At 65.6% G+C, this 22,863-nt stretch carries 23 protein-coding genes; 16 read left to right on the top strand and 7 right to left on the bottom strand.

Annotated elements, in window-relative coordinates; translation table 11 throughout:
* Window positions 1–316: 316 nt before the first annotated feature.
* Both BV95_RS05365 and BV95_RS05360 read right to left on the bottom strand, forming a co-directional pair.
* Window positions 317–1,195, bottom strand: a complete 879-nt coding sequence (locus BV95_RS05365; RefSeq protein ID WP_037448398.1) for an LOG family protein — start codon at window positions 1,193–1,195, stop codon at window positions 317–319.
* Window positions 1,196–1,236: 41 nt separating this feature from the next.
* Window positions 1,237–1,932 (bottom strand): extensin family protein, encoded by a 696-nt coding sequence (locus BV95_RS05360; RefSeq protein ID WP_037448650.1) that lies wholly within the window; start codon window positions 1,930–1,932, stop codon window positions 1,237–1,239.
* Between the two features lie 161 nt (window positions 1,933–2,093).
* On the opposite strand from BV95_RS05360, the gene BV95_RS05355 reads away from it, so the two are divergent.
* From BV95_RS05355 to BV95_RS05340, 4 genes are all read left to right on the top strand, one after another.
* Window positions 2,094–3,251 carry a phosphoserine transaminase gene (locus tag BV95_RS05355; protein ID WP_037448395.1) on the top strand — a complete coding sequence of 386 codons (1,158 nt, stop codon included), beginning with the start codon at window positions 2,094–2,096 and terminating at the stop codon, window positions 3,249–3,251.
* 123 nt (window positions 3,252–3,374) lie between these two features.
* A complete protein-coding gene (serA, locus tag BV95_RS05350) occupies window positions 3,375–4,955 on the top strand; it encodes a phosphoglycerate dehydrogenase (RefSeq protein WP_037448392.1) in 1,581 nt (526 codons plus the stop codon).
* Between the two features lie 53 nt (window positions 4,956–5,008).
* Window positions 5,009–5,395: an endonuclease domain-containing protein gene (locus BV95_RS05345; RefSeq protein ID WP_081873285.1), complete on the top strand. Its 387-nt coding sequence runs from the start codon at window positions 5,009–5,011 to the stop codon at window positions 5,393–5,395.
* Window positions 5,392–6,522 (top strand): ATP phosphoribosyltransferase regulatory subunit, encoded by a 1,131-nt coding sequence (locus tag BV95_RS05340; RefSeq protein ID WP_037448389.1) that lies wholly within the window; start codon window positions 5,392–5,394, stop codon window positions 6,520–6,522. Before BV95_RS05345 ends, BV95_RS05340 begins: the two co-directional genes overlap by 4 nt.
* A gap of 3 nt (window positions 6,523–6,525) precedes the next feature.
* Here BV95_RS05340 and BV95_RS05335 read toward each other — a convergent pair whose 3' ends face one another.
* The gene (locus BV95_RS05335) at window positions 6,526–6,957 is read right to left on the bottom strand and encodes a DUF5990 family protein (RefSeq protein ID WP_037448386.1); all 432 of its coding nucleotides are present in this window, start codon (window positions 6,955–6,957) and stop codon (window positions 6,526–6,528) included.
* 186 nt (window positions 6,958–7,143) lie between these two features.
* Here BV95_RS05335 and BV95_RS05330 point away from each other — a divergent pair, with 186 nt between their 5' ends.
* From BV95_RS05330 to BV95_RS05320, 3 genes are all read left to right on the top strand, one after another.
* A complete protein-coding gene (locus BV95_RS05330) occupies window positions 7,144–8,433 on the top strand; it encodes an adenylosuccinate synthase (protein WP_037448382.1) in 1,290 nt (429 codons plus the stop codon).
* Window positions 8,434–8,438: 5 nt separating this feature from the next.
* Entirely contained in the window at window positions 8,439–8,621 is a 183-nt protein-coding gene (locus tag BV95_RS05325; RefSeq protein ID WP_007685461.1) for a hypothetical protein, read from the top strand.
* 342 nt (window positions 8,622–8,963) lie between these two features.
* Entirely contained in the window at window positions 8,964–9,530 is a 567-nt protein-coding gene (locus BV95_RS05320; protein ID WP_037448380.1) for an NADPH-dependent FMN reductase, read from the top strand.
* A gap of 216 nt (window positions 9,531–9,746) precedes the next feature.
* Here BV95_RS05320 and BV95_RS05315 read toward each other — a convergent pair whose 3' ends face one another.
* A complete protein-coding gene (locus BV95_RS05315) occupies window positions 9,747–11,078 on the bottom strand; it encodes a dicarboxylate/amino acid:cation symporter (protein WP_037448378.1) in 1,332 nt (443 codons plus the stop codon).
* 144 nt (window positions 11,079–11,222) lie between these two features.
* Window positions 11,223–11,798, bottom strand: coding sequence for a pyridoxamine 5'-phosphate oxidase (gene pdxH, locus BV95_RS05310; RefSeq protein ID WP_037448375.1), 576 nt, complete (start codon window positions 11,796–11,798; stop codon window positions 11,223–11,225).
* A 124-nt stretch (window positions 11,799–11,922) separates the two neighbouring features.
* On the opposite strand from pdxH, the gene BV95_RS05305 reads away from it, so the two are divergent.
* The 5 genes from BV95_RS05305 to BV95_RS05285 all read left to right on the top strand — a co-directional run bounded on the left by BV95_RS05305 (window position 11,923) and on the right by BV95_RS05285 (window position 16,910).
* Window positions 11,923–12,846 carry a DnaJ C-terminal domain-containing protein gene (locus BV95_RS05305; protein ID WP_037448373.1) on the top strand — a complete coding sequence of 308 codons (924 nt, stop codon included), beginning with the start codon at window positions 11,923–11,925 and terminating at the stop codon, window positions 12,844–12,846.
* 15 nt (window positions 12,847–12,861) lie between these two features.
* Window positions 12,862–13,830, top strand: a complete 969-nt coding sequence (locus tag BV95_RS05300; protein ID WP_051749624.1) for a YihY/virulence factor BrkB family protein — start codon at window positions 12,862–12,864, stop codon at window positions 13,828–13,830.
* Entirely contained in the window at window positions 13,827–14,633 is an 807-nt protein-coding gene (gene fabI / locus BV95_RS05295) for an enoyl-ACP reductase FabI (RefSeq protein ID WP_037448371.1), read from the top strand. Before BV95_RS05300 ends, fabI begins: the two co-directional genes overlap by 4 nt.
* A gap of 89 nt (window positions 14,634–14,722) precedes the next feature.
* The gene (gene aroC / locus BV95_RS05290; protein WP_037448369.1) at window positions 14,723–15,799 is read left to right on the top strand and encodes a chorismate synthase; all 1,077 of its coding nucleotides are present in this window, start codon (window positions 14,723–14,725) and stop codon (window positions 15,797–15,799) included.
* A 322-nt stretch (window positions 15,800–16,121) separates the two neighbouring features.
* Window positions 16,122–16,910: a PhzF family phenazine biosynthesis protein gene (locus BV95_RS05285; RefSeq protein ID WP_037448367.1), complete on the top strand. Its 789-nt coding sequence runs from the start codon at window positions 16,122–16,124 to the stop codon at window positions 16,908–16,910.
* Window positions 16,911–17,071: 161 nt separating this feature from the next.
* Here BV95_RS05285 and BV95_RS05280 read toward each other — a convergent pair whose 3' ends face one another.
* On the bottom strand, window positions 17,072–18,193 hold the full coding sequence (locus tag BV95_RS05280) for a serine hydrolase domain-containing protein (protein WP_037448364.1): 1,122 nt from the start codon (window positions 18,191–18,193) through the stop codon (window positions 17,072–17,074).
* A 37-nt stretch (window positions 18,194–18,230) separates the two neighbouring features.
* On the opposite strand from BV95_RS05280, the gene BV95_RS05275 reads away from it, so the two are divergent.
* The 4 genes from BV95_RS05275 to BV95_RS05260 all read left to right on the top strand — a co-directional run bounded on the left by BV95_RS05275 (window position 18,231) and on the right by BV95_RS05260 (window position 22,235).
* Complete coding sequence (locus tag BV95_RS05275) at window positions 18,231–18,545, top strand: hypothetical protein (RefSeq protein ID WP_037448362.1); 315 nt, start codon at window positions 18,231–18,233, stop codon at window positions 18,543–18,545.
* 153 nt (window positions 18,546–18,698) lie between these two features.
* Window positions 18,699–20,471, top strand: a complete 1,773-nt coding sequence (gene recQ, locus BV95_RS05270) for a DNA helicase RecQ (RefSeq protein ID WP_037448359.1) — start codon at window positions 18,699–18,701, stop codon at window positions 20,469–20,471.
* Window positions 20,472–20,622: 151 nt separating this feature from the next.
* Window positions 20,623–21,051: a protein tyrosine phosphatase family protein gene (locus tag BV95_RS05265; RefSeq protein ID WP_037448356.1), complete on the top strand. Its 429-nt coding sequence runs from the start codon at window positions 20,623–20,625 to the stop codon at window positions 21,049–21,051.
* Window positions 21,051–22,235 (top strand): BaiN/RdsA family NAD(P)/FAD-dependent oxidoreductase, encoded by a 1,185-nt coding sequence (locus BV95_RS05260; protein ID WP_037448353.1) that lies wholly within the window; start codon window positions 21,051–21,053, stop codon window positions 22,233–22,235. The genes BV95_RS05265 and BV95_RS05260 overlap by 1 nt, the downstream gene beginning before the upstream one ends.
* A gap of 316 nt (window positions 22,236–22,551) precedes the next feature.
* On the opposite strand, the gene BV95_RS05255 is transcribed toward BV95_RS05260, so the two are convergent.
* Window positions 22,552–22,806 (bottom strand): hypothetical protein, encoded by a 255-nt coding sequence (locus BV95_RS05255; RefSeq protein WP_013847871.1) that lies wholly within the window; start codon window positions 22,804–22,806, stop codon window positions 22,552–22,554.
* Window positions 22,807–22,863 lie beyond the last annotated feature (57 nt).

Raw genomic sequence — 22,863 nt, 5'->3', positions numbered from 1 at the left:
GCAGGAGCACGGTCCAGACGGTCGTGCATTTATCAGACGGCGGAACCAGGCCGCGTGGACAAATTCGAAAATGTCGGCAATTGGCCAATAGCTGACATCAATTCCTCCCTACGCGAAGCGTGGGGAGGGGGACCGCCGCTGAAAGCGGTGGTGGAGGGGAAATGGCGTGACCTACGTATCTTCCCCTCCACCAGCCTTCGGCCGGTCCCCCTCCCCATCTATCGATGGGGAGGAATAGGATAGGTCCGCCGTCCACCCAAATCGATCAGTCAGGCGAAAGAGGGGGCAAGCTTGGCGCTAAAGGGGCGAGGATGAATTACCCGCAGCCCGGCGCTTCCGAATCCTGATAGAAGGTCTGCACCGCCTCCCACGCATCCTCGGCCGTTTCCACCCAGGTCAGCAGGTTGAGGTCCGACGGAGAGATCACGCCTTCATCGGCCAGCGCCTCGAAATCCACCACCCGCGTCCAGAATTCCCGGCCGAACAGCAGCACCGGGATCGGCTTCATCTTGCCGGTCTGGATCAGCGTCAGCAGTTCGAACATCTCGTCGAACGTGCCGAAACCGCCCGGAAAAACCGCCAGCGCCCGCGCCCGCAACAGGAAATGCATCTTGCGCAGCGCAAAATAGTGGAACTGGAAGCTCAATTCCGGCGTGACGAAGCGGTTGGGCGACTGTTCATGCGGCAGGACGATGTTCATGCCGATGGTCTGTGCGCCCGCATCCGCCGCGCCGCGATTGGCCGCCTCCATGATGGAGGGACCGCCGCCCGAACAGACGACGAAATGGCGGCATCCCGCCGCGTTCACCGGATATTGCGCCGCGATCCGCGCCAGCTTGCGCGCCTCGTCATAATAGCGCGCCTTCTTTGCCAGATTTTCGGCGATGCGCTTCTGCTCCGGCGTGGTCGCGGCGTCGATCCGGGCCTGCGCCTGCTCCGGCTCCGGAATACGCGCCGAACCGTAGAAGACGAAGGTCGATTCGATCTTCGCCTCGTCCATCAGCAATTGGGGTTTCAGCAGTTCCAACTGAAACCGCACCGGCCGCAAATCCTCCCGCAGCAGGAATTCGGTGTCCTGGAATGCCAGGCGGTAGGCGGCGCTGTTGGTCTGGGGGGTTTCCACCCTCAGCCGGGCGTCGGCTGCTTCCTGGCTGGCGGGGCGGAATTTGCGTTCTTCGATTTCTTTTTTAGTCATTTCCGGAAAGGTAGGACGCCCGCGTGACAAAGCCAAGGCGTCTAGCGGCAAAATCCCCCTTTCCCCCCCATATCGAAATGAAAATGATCGTGATGCGCGGCGTTGTAATCGGGGCTGAGCACGGTGCGGAACCGCTTGCAGGCGCTGGCGCGGACGATTTCCAGAAACTGGCGCGTCCGCTTGTCGCCGTTCCAGTCCCTTTCGATGGAAATGCGCCGCCCGTCGCTCAGGACGAAGGCGGACACGTCGACCGCATTGCTGTGCGCATGTTCGGACAGCTTGCCGCTGCCCGCGATGGGCCGGCAATTATAGGTGCCGAACGTCTCGATCCGCTCGATCTCCGCCCCCAGGATCAGCCGGGCCGCCGGTTGCACGCCATAGCGCGCCCAGGCCGCGAAATTGGCGGCCAGCCCGCACGTCATCGCGCCCAGATTGGTCGCGGGCACGCCGATGTCGATCAGCTTGACGCTGCCCGTCGCGCTGCACCCGCCGCCGAAATTTTGGTCGGGCAGGGGGGTGAAGAGAACCGATTGGGACGTCAGCTTCGCCATGCACTGGCGCAATTCCATCGGCGGCGGCGCGGTGGGTCGCGCCGTCCGGACCGGCTTGGAGGGCCGCTCCACGCGCCCACGCGGCACCAGTTCGCCGCCGCAACCCGCCAGCGTCAGCACGGCCGCCGTCAGGGCCGCAAGCCCCGTGCCGCGAAGGATCGCCTTCCCCCAAACCCGCTCGATCATGACGGCATGATTTATCACGTCCGGCTGGCCCAAGGGTTAACGGCCGACTCGTTTTATCGCATCCAGACATTCAGCTTGACTCTTCTTCCGCGATCTTTAGGGCGGCCAGCGGGCCACGCGGTCCCAACGCCGCGCGTGCTCTCTGTAAGGAGAAGCATTACATGACTGATACGATCGCCGCAGACGCCACCATTGCGCCTGCGAAGCCCGCAACCAAGCCGGCACGCCCCTATTTCTCTTCCGGTCCCTGCGCCAAGCCTCCGGGCTGGAGCGCCGACAAGCTGAGCGCCGAATCCCTCGGCCGCTCGCACCGCGCCAAGATCGGCAAGACTCGCCTCGCTTATTGCATCGACCTGATGCGCGAACTGCTGAACCTGCCCGAAACCCACCGCATCGGCATCGTGCCGGGTTCCGACACTGGCGCCTTCGAAATGGCGATGTGGACCATGCTGGGCGCCCGCCCGGTGACGACGCTGGCCTGGGAAAGCTTCGGCGAAGGCTGGGTGACGGACGCCGCCAAGCAGTTGAAGCTCGATCCCACGGTCATCCGCGCCGACTATGGTCAGTTGCCCGACCTGAACGGTGTGAACTTCGCCCATGACGTGCTGTTCACCTGGAACGGCACCACCTCCGGCGTGCGCGTGCCGAACGCCGACTGGATCCCCGCCGACCGCGAAGGCCTGACCTTCGCCGATGCCACCAGCGCGGTGTTCGCCTACGACATCGACTGGAGCAAGATCGACGTCGCCACCTTCTCCTGGCAGAAGGTGCTGGGCGGGGAGGGCGGCCATGGCGTGCTGATCCTCGGCCCCCGCGCCGTCGAGCGTCTGGAAAGCTACACCCCCGCATGGCCGCTGCCCAAGGTCTTCCGCCTCGTGTCGAAGGGCAAGCTGGCCGAAGGCGTGTTCAAGGGCGAGACGATCAACACCCCCTCCATGCTGGCGGTGGAAGACGCGATCTTCGCGCTGGAATGGGGCAAGTCGATCGGCGGTTCCGCTGGCCTGATCGCCCGCAGCAACGCCAATGCGGCGGCACTGAACAAGATCGTCGAGGAACGGGACTGGCTGGGCCATCTCGCCGCCGATCCGGCGACCCGCTCCACCACCAGCGTCTGCCTGACGGTCGAGGGCGCGGACGAAGCCTTCATCAAGAGCTTCGCCGCCCTACTGGAGAAGGAAGGCGCCGCCTATGACGTCGCGGGCTATCGCGACGCCCCGGCAGGCCTGCGCATCTGGTGCGGCGCGACGGTCGAGACCGCCGATATCGAAGCGCTCGGTCCATGGCTCGACTGGGCCTACGCCACCGTCAAGGCTGCTTAATCCAACTTATCCTATTCCCCGTCATCCCAGCGAAGGCTGGGATCTCGGGCCTCTAGGTCGAACCTAGCCGCCTGAGATCCCGACTTTCGTCAGGATGACGAATTGCAAGAAAGGCAATTCGTCATGCCCAAAGTCCTTATCTCCGACAAAATGGACCCCCGCGCCGCCGCGATCTTCCGTGAGCGCGGCGTCGAAGTCGACGAAATCACCGGCAAGACCCCGGACGAACTGAAGGCGATCATCGGCCAATATGACGGCCTCGCCATCCGCAGCTCCACCAAGGTCACGAAGGACATTCTCGACCACGCCACCAACCTGAAGGTCATCGGCCGTGCAGGCATCGGCGTCGACAATGTCGACATCCCGGCCGCCTCGTCCAAGGGCGTGATCGTCATGAACACCCCGTTCGGCAACTCCATCACCACCGCCGAACATGCCATTGCGCTGATGTTCGCGCTGGCCCGCCAGTTGCCCGAAGCCAATGCGCAGACGCAGCAGGGCCTGTGGCCGAAGAACGGCTTCATGGGCGTGGAAGTCACCGGCAAGACGCTGGGCCTGATCGGCGCTGGCAATATCGGCTCCATCGTCGCCAGCCGCGCCCTGGGCCTCAAGATGAAGGTCGTGGCGTTCGATCCCTTCCTGACCCCGGAACGCGCCGTCGAAATGGGCGTGGAAAAGGCTGATCTCGATACGCTGCTGGCGAAGGCGGACTTCATCACGCTTCACACGCCGCTGACCGACCAGACCCGCAACATCCTGAGCAAGGAAAACCTCGCCAAAACGAAGAAGGGCGTACGCATCATCAACTGCGCCCGCGGTGGCCTGATCGACGAAGCCGCGCTCAAGGAAGCGATGGATTCGGGCCATGTGGCGGGCGCCGCGCTCGACGTGTTCGTGCAGGAACCGGCGAAGGAATCGCCGCTGTTCGGCACCCCCAACTTCATCTGCACCCCGCACCTCGGCGCATCGACCGATGAAGCGCAGGTCAATGTCGCGTTGCAGGTGGCTGAACAACTCAGCGACTATCTGCTCGACGGCGGCATCACCAACGCGCTGAACGTGCCGTCGCTGTCGGCGGAGGAAGCCCCGAAGCTCAAGCCCTATATGGCGCTGGCGGAGGAACTGGGCAGCCTGGTCGGCCAGCTTGAGGGCGACCGCATCCAGAGCGTCGCCGTAGAGGTGGAAGGCCATGCCGCCGAACTCAACCAGAAGCCGATCACGGCGGCGGTGCTGGCTGGCCTGATGCGCGTCTATTCGGACACGGTGAACATGGTCAACGCGCCCTTCCTGGCGAAGGAACGCGGCCTCGACGTGCGCGAGGTCCGCCATGATCGCGAGGGCGATTACCAGACCCTCGTCCGCGTAACGGTGAAGACGGAAAGCGGCGACAAGTCGGTCGCGGGCACGCTGTTCGGCAATGCGCAGCCGCGTCTGGTCGAACTGTTCGGCATCAAGGTCGAAGCCGATCTGGCCGGTGACATGCTCTACATCGTCAACCAGGACGCGCCGGGCTTCATCGGTCGCCTGGGTTCCACGCTGGGCGAGGCGAACGTCAATATCGGCACCTTCCACCTCGGCCGCCGCAACCAGGGCGGGGAAGCGGTGCTGCTGCTCTCGCTGGACGGCGCGGTGAGCGAGGCGGTCCTCAGCGACATCTGCAAGCTGGCAGGCGTCAAGACGGTGAAACTCCTCCGCTTCGCCTAAGCTAAAAAGCCCTCCCCCCTTGGGGGGAGGGTTTGGGAGAGGGGGAAGCAACGATGCAACTGGACGCGACGCTGAAACAACGCGCCAGACACATGCGCGCAAACCCCACCCCCGCGGAACAAAGGCTCTGGCTCGCCCTAAGAGCCAACCGCTTCGAAAACCGGCAATTCACCCGCCAGTCGATCATCGCGCCCTACATCGCCGATTTCGCCTCCAAAGCGGCAAAGCTCATCGTCGAGATCGACGGGGATACACATTCCGCCAAAGATCGCTATGACGCACGACGAACAGAGTTTCTGGAATCGCTAGGATATCGTGTGCTTCGTTTCGGCAATCCGGATGTAATGGGGAATATCGAGGGCGTGTTGAGCGTGATTGGGCAGGCGTTGCGCGAATCCCCCTCTCCCCAACCCTCCCCCCAGGGGGGGAGGGAGCCATGACCACGATTCCATCCGGCCTCCTGCCTGAAGGACTTTCCGACCGCCTGCCGCCGCTGGCGGAGGCTTCCGCCCGGCTTGCGCGCCGCGTGCTCGATACAGTGGCGAGCCACGGCTACGAACGCGTCATGCCCCCCATCGCGGAGTTCGAGGACACGCTGGTCGGCCGCCTGAAATCGATGAAGGCGCAGGATCTCGTCCGCGCCATCGACCCTGTGTCGCAGCGCAGCCTGGCCCTGCGCCCGGACATGACCGCGCAGGTCGGCCGCATCGCCGCCACCCGACTGGCCGCCGCGCCGCGCCCGCTGCGTCTGTCCTATGCCGGTCCCGTCATCCGCCTGCGCGCGAATCAGCTTCGTCCCGAACGGGAGCGGTTTCAGGTCGGCGCCGAACTCATCGGCAGCGACAGCGTCGCCGCCGCCGTGGAGATTGTGAACGTCGCCATCGAAGCGCTGCAAGCCGCAGGCGTCACCGGCATCACCATCGACTTCACCCTGCCGGACCTGATCGACGCGCTCGCCGCCGGGCCGCTGCCGCTCGCGCCGGAAGAGATAGAGGCCGTCCGCACCGAACTGGACGCCAAGGATGCGGGCGCGCTCGCCGCGATCAGCCCGGCCGCCGCCGCCTATCTGCCGCTGATCGAGGGCACCGGCCCCTTCCACGCCGCAATGGAACGGCTGGAGGCGCTGAACGCCGATCTGGGCGGCGCCATCGACAGCCGCATCGCGGGCCTGCGCGCCATCGCCAAGCCCATCGGCTGGGACATCAGCCTGACGCTCGACCCGACCGAGCGCCACGGCTTCGAATATCAGAACTGGTTCGGCTTCTCGATCTTCGCGGAAGGCTTCACCGGCGAGATCGGCCGGGGCGGCAGCTATGCGATCATCCGCGCCGACGGGTCGGAGGAACCGGCCATGGGCTTTTCCCTCTATCCCGATCCGCTGATCGACGCGGGCTTCGGCGGCGAGGCGCCCAAACGCCTGTTCCTGCCCCTGCACCATGACGCCGCCCGCGCCGCCCAGTTGCGGGCGGAAGGCTGGCAGACGGTCGCCGCGCTGACCCCGCAAGAAAATGGCGAAGCGCTGCGCTGTTCGCACTGGCTGGAGGGCGCCGAGCCGCGCCCTTACTGACCGTCAGCCCTCGCTGAGGCGGCGGCGGACCGGCGGCACCGTGGCGCAGGCGGGCGTTTCGTCCTTGCCCGTGCCGTTCACGACGATTTCGATGACGCCCCGTCCTTCAATGGCCCGCGTCAGCAGGTCTTCGTCCAGATCGTGAATGTCGATCTTCATCCGGCGCGACCATGGCGATGCCGGATCGCCGGCCAATTGGCCGATCCGAATATAGATGAAGCGCCGCACCGGCCCTTCGCGGCGCACCTGATCGCCGAAGAATCGGGGGCCGGGCGCGACGCGGATCGGTAGATCGAACGACAATGCTTCGCCGGTGCCGGAGGTTTTCGCATCGAGCGGCCCATCGTCCTTGGCCTGAAGGCTATGCAGCACGCCGACGACCGGCTGCTCGATGATGATCCGCAATCCGATTTCGATCTGATCCGCCTTTGCCATGGATTTGCTGTAGCCTGCGAACGGGTGGCGGGAAAGGCCGCAACCGCCGCATCCGCCTTGACGCGCCCGCCATGCCCGGCTAACCGCGCCCCCGCAGGGTGCTCCGGCATCCACCCTATCCCACCGGCATGCCGAGTCCCGTCGAAGGGCATGGCCGGTCCGCGCGGCGGGCGGAGGACTGTATCTGTGGCAAATGTGACCGTGATCGGCGCCCAGTGGGGCGACGAAGGCAAGGGCAAGATCGTCGACTGGCTGTCGGAACGCGCCGACGTCGTTGCCCGCTTCCAGGGCGGCCACAATGCCGGTCACACGCTGGTCGTGGGTGAGAAGGTGTACAAGCTCTCGCTGCTCCCGTCGGGCATCGTGCGCGGCACGCTGTCGGTGATCGGCAATGGCGTGGTACTGGACCCCTGGCACTTCCGCGACGAGGTGGCGAAGCTGAAAGGGCAGGGGGTGGAGATCACGCCCGACAACCTCCAGATCGCGGAAACCTGCCCGCTGATCCTGCCCTTCCACCGCGATCTCGACGGCCTGCGCGAGGACGCTTCGGGCGCGGGCAAGATCGGCACCACCCGCCGCGGCATCGGCCCGGCCTATGAGGACAAGGTCGGCCGCCGCGCCATCCGCGTCTGCGACCTTTCCCATCTGGACGACCTCGGCCCGCAGCTCGACCGCCTGACCGCGCACCACGACGCGCTGCGCGCCGGGTTCAACGAAGCGCCCATCGACCGCGAAGCGCTGATGGCCGAACTGCGCGAAATCGCCGCTTTCATCCTGCCTTTCGTCAAGCCCGTCTGGCTGACGCTCAACAAGGCGAAGGGGGAAGGCAAGCGCATCCTGTTCGAAGGCGCGCAGGGCACTTTGCTCGACATCGACCACGGCACCTATCCGTTCGTCACCTCCTCCAACACGGTGGCGGGCACGGCGGCGAGCGGCACCGGCCTTGGCCCCAATGGCGCGGGCTTCGTGCTGGGCATCGTCAAGGCCTACACCACCCGCGTCGGTTCCGGTCCCTTCCCGACCGAGCAGGAAAACGACATCGGCCAGCGTCTGGGCGAACGCGGCCATGAATTCGGCACCGTCACCGGCCGCAAGCGCCGCTGCGGCTGGTTTGACGCCGTGCTGGTGCGCCAGTCGGTCGCGGTGTCGGGCGTCACCGGCATCGCGCTCACCAAGCTGGACGTGCTGGACGGCTTCGACGAACTGAAAATCTGCGTCGGCTACAAGATCGGCGACCGGAACTTCGACTATCTCCCTGCCCATGCGCAGGATCAGGCCAAGGCCGAGCCGGTCTATGAAAGCATCGAAGGCTGGCAGGACACCACGGCGGGCGCCCGCAGTTGGGCGGATCTGCCCGCGCAGGCGATCAAATATATCCGCCGGATCGAGGAACTGATCGGCTGCCCGGTCACGCTCGTCTCCACCAGCCCTGAGCGCGAGGACACCATCCTCGTGCGCGACCCCTTCGCGGATTGATCGACATGGCGGGCGATCGTTTTGAACGGCACAAGCAACCCTGGACGGCGGACGAGTTGCAGAAGCTCCACACGCTGGCGAAGAAGGGCATGGCCTTGAAAGCGATCGCCAAGGCCCTGACCCGCAGCGAGGAATCAGTGAAGGCCCGCGCCAAGCAGGACGGGCTGAACATCGCGAAATTGCGCTGACTTTAGGCAGCGTGGACGGTTCGGATGTCGGGAAATGGCCATTAGCGGTCGCTCTTAATCCTCCCTACGCGAAGCGTAGGGAGGGGGACCGTTCGCAAAGCGAACGGTGGAGGGGAAATTCGGAGGTCGTGTCCCTTTCCCCTCCACCAGCCTTCGGCCGGTCCCCCTCCCCATCTGTCGATGGGGAGGAATAGGATGGGTCCGCTTGCCACGCAAATCACCCATTCCGGCGGGCCTTGCATTTGTCCACGCCGCCAAGTCCGACAAACTAACCTCCTGCAAGAAGCTGGACGTCATCGAACCCCGGTGCGACACTCCCCCAACCCATGAAGGGAGTCTCCCATGGCGCTCGACATCCTCATCCTTTACGGTTCCTATCGCCGGGGCCGCCTCGGCATCCGCCTGGCCGATTATCTGATCAAGGGTTTCCAGACCCTCGGCCACCAGGCGGAACTCATAGACGCCCAGGCCATAGGGCTTCCCATGCTGGATCTGCGCTACAGCGACTATCCCGCGGGCGAAGCCCCCGCCGCCATGACGGCCCTCTCCGAACGCCTCGCGGCCGCCGACGCCTTCGTCTTCGTCGCGGGGGAATATAATCGGGGCATGCAGCCGGGCCTCAAGAACCTCGTCGATCATTATTTCAAGGAATTCGACCGCCGCCCGGCGGGCATCGCCAGCTATTCCATGGGCCGCTATGCCGGGGTGAACAGCCATGCCGCCTGGACGGTGACGCTGAACGCCATGGGCATGACCGTCATCCCGGAGCGCCTGAGCGTTGGCCAGATCGGCGACACGCTGGATGTCGAAGCCCGTCCTCACGGCGAAAGCGGCGCGGCGCTGGAACGCGGCTTCGCCAGCTTCGCGCGGAGTTTGGTCTATTGGGGCGAGGCGGTGAGGAAGGTTTAGGAGGGACGGAGAGCGGACCTGCCCTATTCCTCCCCATCGATAGATGGGGAGGGGGACCAGCCGCAGGCTGGTGGAGGGGAATGGGGCACGATCTGCGTATTTCCCTTCCACCATCGGCTGCGCCTACGGTCCCCCTCCCCACGCTTCGCGCAGGGAGGATTTAACGGCAGCTAATGTCCGAACTCACCATACCGACGCCACGAAGCGCCATCCGCCTCAGCCCCGCTTCTCCTCCTCCACCATATCCGACGCCAGTTCCAGCCCGGCGCGACCGTGGGAGGGGGTATGCGCGGGCGCCTTGGGGTGGGGCACATAGTCCGGCTCCTCCACCTCCAGCATGCCTTCCCATTTGGTGATGACGGATGTGGCAATGGCGTTGCCCAGCACGTTGGTGGCGGTGCGGCCCATGTCCATGAAGTGATCGACCGCCAGGATGAAGGCCACGCCCTCCACCGGCAGGTCGAACTGCCCCAGCGTTGCCGCCACCACCACCAAGGATGCGCGGGGAACGGCGGCGATGCCCTTGCTGGTCACCATCAGCACCAGCAATATGGTGATCTGCGTCGCGATCGGCAGGTCGATGCCATAGGCCTGGGCGATGAAGATGGTGGCGAAGGTCGAATACATCATCGACCCGTCGAGGTTGAACGAATAGCCCAGCGGCAACACGAAGCTGTAGATGCGGCGCGGCACGCCGAACCGGTCGAGCTGCTCCAGCATCTTGGGATAGGCCGCTTCGGACGATGCGGTGGAGAAAGCGATCAGCACCGGTTCGCGCACATAACGGATCAGCGTCACCATCCGCTTGCCCAGGAAGGCCGATCCCGCCGCGAACAGCAGCAGCCAGAGCGCGATCAGCGCCAGGTAGAATTCACCCACCAGTTCGCCGAAGGTCTTGAGCACGCCCAGCCCCTCGGTCGAGATCGCCGACGCCAGCGCGCCGAACACCGCCAGCGGCGCCATGCGCATGACATAGCCGGTCACCTGCAGCATCAGTTCGACCATCGACTCGATCACGGTGACGATGGGCTTCCCCTTCTCGCCGATGGCGGTCAGCGCGACGCCCACGAACAGGGAGAAGACGACGATCTGCAGGATCGAATTTTCCGCCATCGCCCCGACCATGGATGTCGGGAACACATGCAGGATGAAGTCGCGAAAATTGAGCGCTTCGGTATTCACCCCCGCGTCCGCGCCGGAGCGGACCAGGTTCAGCCCCTCGCCGGGCGCGAAGAAATTGACGAAGACGAGGCCCAGCGTCAGCGAGATCAGGCTGGCGATGATGAACCAGGCGATCGCGCGCCCGCCGATCCGCCCCAGCGCCGCGCTGTCGCCCATATGCGCGATGCCCGCGACCAGCGTGGAAAAGACCAGCGGCGCGATGATCATCTTGATGAGGTGGAGGAAGATGTCGGCCAGCAGGTGGTAATAACCCGCCACATCCTTCGCCAGGGCCTTGTCGCCGCCCGCCCAGATATTGGTGGCGAAGCCCGCGATCACCCCTAATATCATGCCCGTCAGGATGAACGCCGTCAGTCGATTTCGCATGCAGTTCCTCTAATCGTGCCCAACCGGACACCTAACAGGCGCCCGGCGCCCTCGCAACGGAATGGGTCGGACCCCTTATCTCGCTGAACGAACGAAGCGGCATATTCCGCGAGCGTTTATTTCACGGTGCGGGAACGCGCCGCATCATGGATACAGCAACCCCTCGCGCCAGCCGTCGCCGCTGCGTTCGAACAGGCGGCGTTCATGCAGGCGATGTTCGCGATCCTGCCAGAATTCGATGCGTTCGGGGGTGAGGCGGAATCCCGACCAGTGCGGCGGGCGCGGCACCGGTCCGCCCTCGAACCGCAGGCTGGCTTCGTCGTAGCGGGCCATGAACAGGTCGCGCGATTCCAGCGGGCGGGACTGGTCGGACGCCCAGGCGCCCAACTGGCTGTCACGGCTGCGCGTCGCGAAATAGGCGTCGGCGGTGGCGTCGTCCACCGGCCCCACCGGCCCCTCGATCCGGATCTGCCGCCGCAGCGACTTCCAGTGGAACAGCAGCGCGGCATGCGGATTGGCGTGCAGTTCCTCCGCCTTGCGACCCTCGAAATTGGTGTAGAAGATAAAGCCGTCCGGCCCATGCCCCTTCAGCAGCACCATCCGCAGCGATGGCCGCCCGCGCGCGTCGGCGGTGGCGAGCGCCATGGCGTTGCTGTCGTTGATCTCGGTTTCACGGGCCTCGACATACCAGGCATCGAACAGGACGAAGGGATCGGTCATGCGCGGTGATGTACCCCCCTCATAAAGCCATGTCGATAAGGGCTTTACCACGCTTGAACGATCCCGCGCCTTTCGCCACATAGGGCGCGACCGGATTTTTCTGCGAAAGGATATGTTAGCGGCAATGGCTGATCCCTACTCCACCCTGGGCGTCGCGCGCGGCGCGAGCGAGGCAGAGATCAAATCGGCCTATCGCAAGCTGGCCAAGGAACTGCATCCCGACCGGAACCGGGACAATCCGAAGGCGGCGGAGAAATTCTCCGCCGTCACCGGCGCCTATGACCTGCTGTCCGACAAGGACAAGCGCGCCCGCTTCGACCGGGGCGAAATCGACGCAGAGGGCAATCCGACCTCTCCCTTCGGCTTCGGCGGCGGTGGTGGCGGCGGCTTTCGCGGCCATCCCGGCGGCCAGGGCGGCGGTTTCGAATTTAACGGCGGCGGCGGGGACTTCGGCGACATTTTCGAAGGGCTGTTCGGCGGAGCGGGGCGCCGGGGCGGCGGCGGCTTCGGCCGCGGCGCGCCGCCGCAAAAGGGCGCGAACGTCACCTATCGCCTGGCCGTCCAGTTCATCGACGCCGCCACCCTGGCGCCGCAGCGGATCACGCTCCAGGACGGCAAGACCATCGACCTTAAACTTCCCGCAGGAGTGGAAACCGGCACGCAGATGCGGCTTTCCGGCAAGGGACAGCAGGGGCCGGGCGGCGCGGGCGACGCCATCGTCACGATAGAGGTCAGGCCGCACGCCTTCTTCACCCGCGACGGCGACAATGTGCTGCTGGAACTGCCGATCACCCTGGACGAGGCGGTGAAAGGGGCGAAGGTCAAGGTGCCCACCGTCGACGGTCCCGTCATGCTGGGCGTGCCCGCGGGCACATCCTCCGGCAAGACGCTGCGCCTGCGGGGCAAGGGTTTCACCGGCAAGGACGGCCAGCGGGGCGACCAGCTCGTCACGCTGATGATCGACGTGCCCGCCGACGATCCGGCGATCAAGGCGCTGGTCGAAAGCTGGCAGGACAGCCGCGCCGTCCGGACCCATCTGGGCGTCTGAGGGGTTAGGGGGAGAATGCCGCAACCGTCCCCCTTATCTCCCGAATCCCGCCGCAGGCACATCGCGCAAGAAGCCCGCGCCCATTTCAACCGCCATATGGACCGGGTGCGGCCGGGCAGCCATGCCTTTGAAATCGCGAAGCGCGTGGCCGTCGGCACCTATAGCGACGGATTCATCCATGCGGGGAACCTTGCCTATCTCTCGCTGATGACGCTGTTCCCCTTCTTCATCGTGGCGGCGGCGGTGGCCAGCATCTTCGGCCATTCGCAGGACGGGCTGGCGGCGGTCAGGGCCTTTCTGGAAACCGTGCCCCCCGGCGTGGCCGATGTCGTGCGGCAACCGATCATCGACGTGCTGAACGCCCGCACCGGGCCGCTGCTCTGGCTGGGCGGGCTGGTCGGGCTGTGGACCGTCGGCAGCCTGATCGAGACGATCCGCGATATCCTGCGCCGCGCCTATGGCACGAAGAGTACGCGCCCCTTCTGGCATTATCGCCTGACCGCCATCGGCATCACGCTGGTCAGCGTTTTCGCGGTGATGTTCGCCTTTTCCATGCAGGTCATCATCACCGGCATCGACCAGTTCCTGCACCAGATATTGCCCTTCGCGGACGAAGCGATCCAGATCGTGGCGCTCACCAAGCTGGCGCCGATGGCGATATTGTGCGTCGCCCTCCATTATCTCTACGTCTCCCTGACCCCTAGCCTGTACAAGGATCCGCGCTTTCCCAAATGGCCCGGCGCCATCGCCACGGCGCTGTGGTGGTACGGCGTCACCCTGCTGCTGCCGGTCACGCTTTCGCTGCTGGGCGGCTATGACCTGACCTATGGCAGCTTGGCGGGCGTGATGATCACGCTCATTTTCTTCTTCCTTGTCGGGCTTGGCGTGGTAATTGGCGCGGAATTGAATGCGGCATTGGCGGAGTTCCCGGAAGAGGAAGCCGCCGCCGCGCAGGACGATAAAGGGAATGGGACGACGGTATGACAGGCTTGATGGCGGGAAAACGCGGTCTGATCATGGGGCTGGCGAACGACAAGTCGCTGGCCTGGGGCATATCGAAGGCGCTGCATGCGCATGGCGCGGAACTGGCCTTCGCCTATCAGGGCGAGGCGCTGGCCAAGCGGGTGAAGCCGCTGGCGGAGGAACTGGGTTCCGATTTCCTGATCGACTGCGACGTGTCGGACATGGAAAAGCTCGACGCCGCCTTTGACGAGATCAAGGCGAAGTGGGGCGGACTGGACTTCGTGGTCCACGCCATCGGCTTTTCCGACAAGAATGAGCTGCGCGGCCTGTATGTCGACACCAGCCTGGAAAATTTCCTGCTGACGATGAACATCTCCGCCTACAGCTTCGTCGCCGTCGCCAAGCGCGCCCGCGCCCTGATGCCGGACGGCGGCAGCCTGCTGACGCTCAGCTATTATGGCGCGGAAAAGGTGATCCCCCATTATAACGTCATGGGCGTGGCCAAGGCGGCGCTGGAAACCAGCGTCAAATATCTGGCGATGGATCTGGGTCCGGAAAATATCCGCGTCAACGCCATCTCCGCCGGTCCGATCAAGACGCTGGCGGCCAGCGGCATCGGCGATTTCCGCTACATCATGAAGTGGAACGAGCTGAACAGCCCGCTCCGCCGCAATGTGACGATCGAGGATGTCGGCGGTGCTGCCCTCTACCTCCTGTCCGATCTCGCGTCGGGCGTGACCGGCGAAATCCATCATGTCGATGCGGGCTACAACGTCATCGGCATGAAGGCCGAAGACGCGCCGGACATTGCGCTAGACAAGTAACAAAACCCCTCTCCCACCGGGAGAGGGAGGGGCCCACCGCAAAGCGGTGGGAGGGTGAGGGCGAACCACCTCACCCACGAAAGGCAGATATGAGCTTCAACACCTTCGGCCGCGTCTTCCGCTTCTCGACCTGGGGCGAGTCCCATGGTCCCGCCATCGGCGCGATGGTCGACGGCTGCCCTCCGGGCCTGCCCCTGACCGAAGCCGACATCCAGCCTTTCCTGGACAAGCGCAAACCCGGCACCTCGAAATTCACCACCCAGCGCCGCGAAGCCGATGAGGTCCGCATCCTGTCCGGCGTGTTCGAGGGCCGCACCACCGGCACCCCAATCAGCCTGATGATCGAGAATACTGACCAGCGGTCGAAGGATTATAGCGAAGTCGCCAAAGCCTATCGCCCCGGCCATGCCGACTATGCCTATGACGCCAAATATGGCTTCCGCGACTATCGCGGCGGCGGCCGTTCCTCGGCCCGCGAAACCGCCAGCCGCGTGGCGGCGGGCGCGGTCGCTCGTCTCGTCATCCCCGATGTCGACATCTTCGCCTATGTCAGCGAGATCGGCGGCGACGCCATCGACCCAGCCCGTTTCGACGCGAGCGAGATCGACAACAACCCCTTCTTCTGCCCCGACCCCGAAGCGGCGAAACGCTGGGAAAAACTGGTGGACGACGCCCGCAAGGACGGCTCGTCGCTCGGCGCGGTGGTGGAATGCATCGCCAGCGGCGTTCCGGCGGGCTGGGGCGCGCCACTCTATGCCAAGCTGGACAGCGAACTGGCCGCCGCGATGATGAGCATCAACGCGGTCAAGGGCGTGGAGATTGGCGACGGTTTCGCCGCCGCCCGCCTGCGCGGCGAACAAAATGCCGATCCGATGCGTCCCGGAAATGACGGCAACCCCGTCTTCCTCGCCAACCATGCGGGCGGCATCGCGGGCGGCATCTCCACCGGCCAGCCGGTCAAGGTCCGCATCGCCTTCAAGCCGACCAGTTCCATCCTGATCCCGGTCGAAACCGTCACCCGCGAAGGCACGGCGTCGGACATCGTCACCAAGGGCCGCCACGACCCCTGCGTCGGCATTCGCGGCGTGCCGGTGGTGGAGGCGATGATGGCGCTGGTGCTGGCGGACCAGAAATTGCTCCACCGCGCCCAATGCGGCGAGGGCTGAACGCGCCGAATCGAGCCATAATTCCGGCAAAGACGTGATTTTGGCGAGACGACTCACCCGTTCTGCGATACCATCGCTGTCATAGATCGCCCGCGGGAGGGCGAGCGGCAGTGCGTAAGCCTGGGGAGCGTCACCATGGTTTCCATGGATTGACGGTCAAAACGTCCCCTTCAGCCGCGAACACGGGCCAGTCATGCTTGCATGGCTGGCCCATTTCGTTTTCCGCCCGCCGGAAAGCGAACGCCGTCATGACCAGTTCCGCCCGACCGGCCCTGTCCCCGCGCCGGTCGCGGCGTCATCATGACGGAAAAGAGGATCGCTTATGACCAGCCTGCCCTTCATCCAGGTCGACGCCTTCGCCGACGCCCCCTTCACCGGCAATCCGGCCGCCGTCATGCCGCTTGGCCGATGGCTGGACGACGCCACGCTTCAGGCAATCGCGGCGGAGAATAATCTCTCCGAAACCGCCTTTACCGTGCCCACGCCTGACGATCCGGATGCTGACTATGCGTTGCGTTGGTTCACCCCCGCCGTGGAGGTCAAGCTGTGCGGCCACGCCACGCTGGCGAGCGGCCATGTGCTGATGGGCGGCCGCACTGCCGTCCGCTTCCGCACCGCCCATGCGGGCATACTCACCGTGTCGCGGGACCGCGACGGCTATGCCCTCTCGCTCCCCGCCTGGACGACCGAACTAAGGCCACTGCCGGACCTGGCCGCAGCCATGGGCGGCGACGTCCTCGAAACCCGTTGGCGCGAGGGCGGCTATGCGATCTTCGTCTATCCCGACGCCGCCGCGATCCGCGCCCTGCAACCGGATTTCGCGACGCTGAAAAAGGCCGGCAGCATCCTCCTCATGGCGACCGCGCCCGGAGAGGACAGCGACATCGTCAGCCGCGTCTTCGTCCCCGGCGCGGGGATAGACGAAGACCCCGTCACCGGCTCCGCCCATTGCCTGCTGACCCCCTATTGGGCCGGGCGGCTCGATAAGACCAAACTCACCGCCTATCAGGCATCGTCGCGAGGAGGACGCCTGCTATGCCGCCTTTCCGGCAACCGCGTGATCCTGATCGGCGCCTGCCGCACGGTGATAGAAGGCAATTTCCTGCTTTAATAACCCAATCCTCCCTACGCAAAGCGTGGGGAGGGGGACCGCCGCCGGAGGCGGGGGTGGAGGGGAAATTCGGAGGTCGTGCCACCTTCCCCTCCCTCAGCGCTTCGCGCTGCCACCTCCCCATCTCCCGATGGGGAGGATTAGAAACGTTCCGCTAACCCTCACCGCGCATAAAGCCCCACCAGCTTCGCCAGCCCCGCCTTCACAACCTCCCGCTGTTCCTTGTCGGGCGACATGCCCAGCCGCACCACGGTCAGCCGTTGCGAGGGCGACACCAATATATATTGCCCGCCATGCCCGACGCAGCCGAAAAGGCTTCGCGGCGCGCGCCCCGGCATCAGCGCGCTTTCCTCGCTGTCCCGGTTGAGCCACAGATGCGCCCCATAGGCCGCATTGCGCGGCGAAGGCGCGCGCATATGGTCGATCCACTTTTCCGGCACGATCTGGTGCCCCGCCACCCCACGCCCGTGATTGCGCAGCAGCTCCCCGAAGCGCGCATAATCGCGCGCCGTCATATGCATGAAGCTGCCCCCGATCATCGTGCCCGCCGCATCATATTCCACCGTCAGGCTGTCGAGCCGCGCCGGAACCTTCAACCGCCCGTCGATGAACATCTGCATCGCCCGCCGCCGCGCGTCGGGGTCGGCGCTGTTCGTCAGCATCCGCGCCATCAGGTCGCTCAGGATGATCGTGCTGCCGGTCGAATAGGAAAAGACCGACCCCGGCGCATGGGCCAGCGGCTTGGCCTCGGCAAAGGCGCCCATGTCCTGCGCCCCGTCGGTGAACAGCATTCGCACCGTATCGGCGTCGGCCACCGGCTCCCCATCCTCGATATGGTCCAGGCCGGACGTCATGGCCAGCAACTGCCGCAGCGTGATGCGCCCACGCGGATCGCCCGGCTGGCCCCAGGCCGCGACCGGCACCGGCGAATCCAGCGCCAGCCGCCCGTCCGACACCATCAGTCCGATCAGCACCGCCGTGACGCTCTTGGCCGTCGACCAGGACGGCAGCCTGCTCTGCGGACCATAGCCCGGCGCATAGCGCTCCGCCACGATCTCCCCGTCATGCATGACGACCAACGCCCGCGTCTCGCCCGCCTCGCCGTCGAACAAAGGATCGATCGCCGCCCTCAGCGCCGCCGCGTCCACATCCGAATCCCCGGCGATATGGACGACCGGCTCCGGCCCGGCGGCGCGCACGGTCCACAGCCCCGCCACCGCCAGCACCGCCAAAATGCCGCCCATCGCGCCAAGGCGCTTTACGCTGTTCCGCTCAACCCTCATAAGCTGCGCCTTAACACGGAGCGCGGGAAAGGGGAGCATGTCCGTCCGCCGGAAATGGATTTATGGAGCGCTGGCAGCGGCCCTGTTGCCGCTCGCGCTGCTGGCGTGGAGCTGGAGCGCCCTGCGCGCCCATGCGCAGGTCGGCGCGGGCTTCGGCGCGCGCGTCACCTGCTCCTGCCGCTATGTGGAAGGGCGGTCGATGCAAAGCTGCCAGGGCGACAAGGAACCCGGCATGTGGGCGGTGTCGCTGAAGGACATGCCCGAATCCCAATCCGTCAATGCGGCGGTCCCCCTGCTCGCCTCCCGCACGGCGCGCTACCGCAAGGGCTGGGGCTGCCTGCTGGAACCGTGACTCCCCTCCGTCATCCCAGCGAAGGCTGGGATCTCAGGCGATGGGGCACTGCCTAGCCGCACGAGATCCCAGCCTTCGCTGGGATGACGATTACCGGAAACGCACCGCACCCCAAGCTGGCCCCACCGCCCTCAAATCGCTACAGCCCCTCCCATGCGTCCCGACATCCCGACCCTCCTCCACGATATTTTCGGCTTTCCCGCCTTTCGCGGCGTGCAGGAACAGGTGGTCGGCCGCATCATGGCGGGCCAGCCGACGCTGGCGATCATGCCGACCGGCGCGGGCAAATCGCTCTGCTACCAACTTCCCGCCGTGGCGCTGGACGGCTGCTGCGTGGTCGTCTCCCCGCTGATCGCGCTGATGCACGACCAGCTCCGCGCCGCGCAGGCCGTCGGCATCCGCGCCGCCAGCCTCACCAGCGTCGATGCCGACTGGCGCGAGACGCAGGACCGGCTGCGCAACGGCGACCTCGACCTGCTCTATGTCGCCCCCGAACGCGCCAGTGGAGAGGGGTTCCGCAACCTCCTGCGCGCCACGAAAATCGCCCTCTTCGCGATAGACGAGGCGCATTGCGTCTCCGAATGGGGCCATGATTTCCGCCCCGACTATCGCCTGCTGCGCCCGCTGCTGGACGAATTTCCCGACGTTCCCCGCCTGGCGCTGACCGCCACCGCCGATCATCACACCCGCGACGACATCCTCGTCCAGCTCGGCATTCCTCGCGACGGCCTGATCATCGCGGGCTTCGACCGCCCGAACATCCGCTACGCCGTGCACCCCCGCGACGGCCTACCGCGCCAGCTTTCCGACCTGATCGCCAGCCAGACCGGCCCCGGCATCGTCTACGCCCCCACCCGCGCCGCGACCGAGAAGCTGGCCGAAACCCTGAGCAAAACCGGCCGCTCGACCCGCGCCTATCATGCCGGGCTGGACCCGCGCATCCGCGCCGCCAACCAGGCCGCCTTCATCGCCAGCGAGGATATGGTGATGGTCGCCACCATCGCCTTCGGCATGGGCATCGACAAGCCGGATGTCCGCTTCGTCGCCCATGCGGCGCTGCCCAAGTCTATCGAGGGCTATTATCAGGAATCCGGCCGCGCAGGCCGCGACGGCGAACCGGCGGAGGCGCATCTCTTCTGGGGCGCGGACGATTTCGCCCGCGCCCGCCAGCGCATCGGCGAACTCGACCCCCTGCGCCAACAGGGCGAGCGCGCCCGCATCACCGCGCTGGGCGGACTGGTGGAGACCGGCACCTGCCGCCGCGCCATATTGCTGCGCCATTTCGGGGAAAATCCCCCGCCCGGCTGCGGCAATTGCGACAATTGCCTGAACCCGCCGCCCAGCGTCGACGTGACCCAGACCGCCCGCAAATTCCTGTCCGCCGTCTATCGCACCGGCCAGAGCTTCGGCGTCGGCCATATCGAGCAGGTGCTGACCGGCGCGATCACCGACAAGATCCGCGAGCGCGGCCATGACAAGATATCGGTCTATGGCATCGTCGACGGCGAGGAGACGGCGCTGCTCCGCCCCGTATCCCGCGCCTTGCTGGTGCGCGACGCGCTCCAGACCAACGAGCATGGCGGACTGGAATTCGGCCCCAATGCCCGCCCGATCCTGCGCGGGGAGGAAGAGGTCAGCCTGGTCCTGCCGCCCCGCAAGGAACGCCGCCGCAAGAGCGCCCGCAACGGCGGCGCCGAAAATCCGGTGGGCGATCCGCTGTTCGACGCGCTGCGCGCCTGCCGCCGCGAACTGGCGCAGGAGGCGGGCGTGCCGCCCTATGTCATCTTCCACGATTCGACCCTGCGCGAAATGGCGGAGCAACGCCCGACCAGCCTCACCGAACTCGGCAACATCAGCGGGGTAGGGCAGCGCAAGCTGGATGCCTATGGCGACGCCTTCCTGGCGGCGATCCGGCCTTATGTTTAGTCGATAAACACCGTGCTCCTGCGAAGGCAGGAGCCTAGTTCAGACGCCAGCACTAGGCTCCTGCCTTCGCAGGAGCACGTTGCTCTTTGGCCAACCCCCTTGAATCCGGCCGCCCACAAGCGCAAGGGAGACCCGCAAAGGAGTCCCGCCCATGTTCCGCCAGCTTACCAAAAGCCTCTATGTCTCCCCGCAGATCAGCGCCGATCAGGTGGCGGAGGCCAAGGCGCTGGGCGTCACCGTCATCATCAACAACCGCCCCGATGACGAGGAACCGGGCCAGACCAACGGCGCGGAGATCGAGGCCGCCGCCAAGGCCGCTGGCATCGCCTATGCCGCAGTCCCGGTCGCCCATGGCGGCTTCTCCCCCTGGCAACTGGACGGCATGGCCGCCGCGCTGGAACAGGCGGGCGAGGGCAAGATCCTCGCCTATTGCCGCTCCGGCACGCGCAGCACATTGCTCTGGGCGCTTACCCGCGCCCGTGCAGGCGACCACCCGGCCGCGCTGAGCGAACAGGCCGCCTCGGCCGGTTATGACGTCGCGCCCGTCCGCCAGATCATGGACGCGCTCGCCGCCGGTTGATGTCCGCAGCACCGGAAACCTATGACGCCATCGTCCTGGGCGCTGGCGGCGCCGGCCTTATGTGCGCGGCCATGGCGGGCCAGCGGGGCAGGCGCGTCCTCGTCATCGACCATGCCGATCAGGCCGGGAAGAAAATCCTGATCTCCGGCGGCGGCCGCTGCAATTTCACCAATATCCACACCGCGCCCGACCGCTATCTGTCGGCCAACCCCCATTTCGCCAAATCGGCGCTGGGCCGCTACACGCCGCAGGATTTCCTCGCCCTTGTCGAGCGCCACGGCATAGCCTGGCATGAAAAGACGCTGGGCCAGCTCTTCTGCGACCAGAGCGCTCGCCAGATCGTCGGCATGCTGCTGGCCGAATGCGAAGCGGGCGGCGTCGCGATCCGCCTCGGCCACGCCATCTCCGCCGTCACCCATGCCGATGGCCGCTACAGCGTCACCCATGGCGGCAGAACCGCCACCGCCCCCGCGCTGGTCATCGCCACCGGCGGCCCGTCCATCCCGAAGATCGGCGCGACCGCCTTCGCCTACGAGCTCGCCCGCCAGTTCGGGCTGAAGGTCGTCGAACCCCGCCCTGCGCTGGTGCCCCTGACGCTTGGCGGCGAAGACCTGCTGTTCCGCTCCCTCTCCGGCGTCTCGACCGAAGTCGTCGCCCGCCATGGCAAGACCGCTTTCCGCGAAGCCGCATTGCTCACCCATCGCGGCCTGTCCGGCCCGGCGATCTTGCAGATTTCCTCCTATTGGCGGCATGGCGATGCCATCGCACTCGATTTCCTGCCCGATCAGGCACCGGGCTGGCTGACGGAGGCGAAGCGCGGCAAACCCCGCGCCACGCTGACGCAGAGCCTGCGCGGCCATCTGCCCGACCGCCTGGCCGACGCCTTGGCGGAGCGGCTCGCATTGCCCGGCGATCTCGGCAATATCCCGGACCGCAAGTTGCAGGATGCCGAACGCCGCCTTTCGGCCTGGTCCTTCACCCCCAACGGCACCGAAGGCTTCGCCAAGGCCGAAGTCACCATCGGCGGCATCTCGACCGCCGGACTATCCTCGCAGACGATGGAAGCGCGCCATCTGTCCGGCCTCTACGCGATAGGCGAAGCGGTCGATGTCACCGGCTGGCTGGGCGGCTATAATTTCCAATGGGCCTGGGCGAGCGGCTGGGTAGCGGCCCAGTTTCTTTGACCCCCCAAAAAAAGCAGCCCCGGCGCAAGGGAAGGCCGGGGCTACAATGATGGGTGTCCCGGCGGGAGGGGGGGAGAGCCGGGACAAGACGGAGATAGGAAGGCTGATTTCCGTTTCAAGATGCTACTGAGAATTTTCTCGCACGTGCCTAGCCATAGGCTGCATCGTTCACGCAGGAGTCCGAACTTCGTCATGCTGAACTTGTTTCAGCATCCATCATGCCTTCACAGACCACGGCGCGTGGGGAGAAATGGATGCTGAAACAAGTTCAGCATGACGAATGAGAATATATCCGGCGTCGGCCTAAATATCGACCTTAAGACGGCTCCATATGCATTTCCGAAGGCGCCGAACCGAACGCCATCAACGCCGCATTGATCATCTGCCGGTGCGCGTCACTTCCCTTGGCGACATCTCGCCAACTCTGCCCCGTCATCGAACCGTGGCTGTCCTGCCAGATCTGGGAAGCGACCGAGTCCACCTCATCGTCCGTGGGCTGTCGCTGCTGGGCAAAGCATTCCATCAAAAGGGCGTGGAAAATCTTCTCCGCAAAAGGCTTTGCTGCAGGCATAAGGCCTCCTCTCCGACGGTATCTTTTAGATTTCCGTGGGGGAAACTGGATGACCCG

Origin of the sequence: Sphingobium chlorophenolicum, from assembly GCF_000722875.1 — a bacterium.
In the GTDB taxonomy this organism is placed as follows: domain Bacteria; phylum Pseudomonadota; class Alphaproteobacteria; order Sphingomonadales; family Sphingomonadaceae; genus Sphingobium; species Sphingobium chlorophenolicum.
This window is presented reverse-complemented; position numbering and strand designations above follow the sequence as displayed.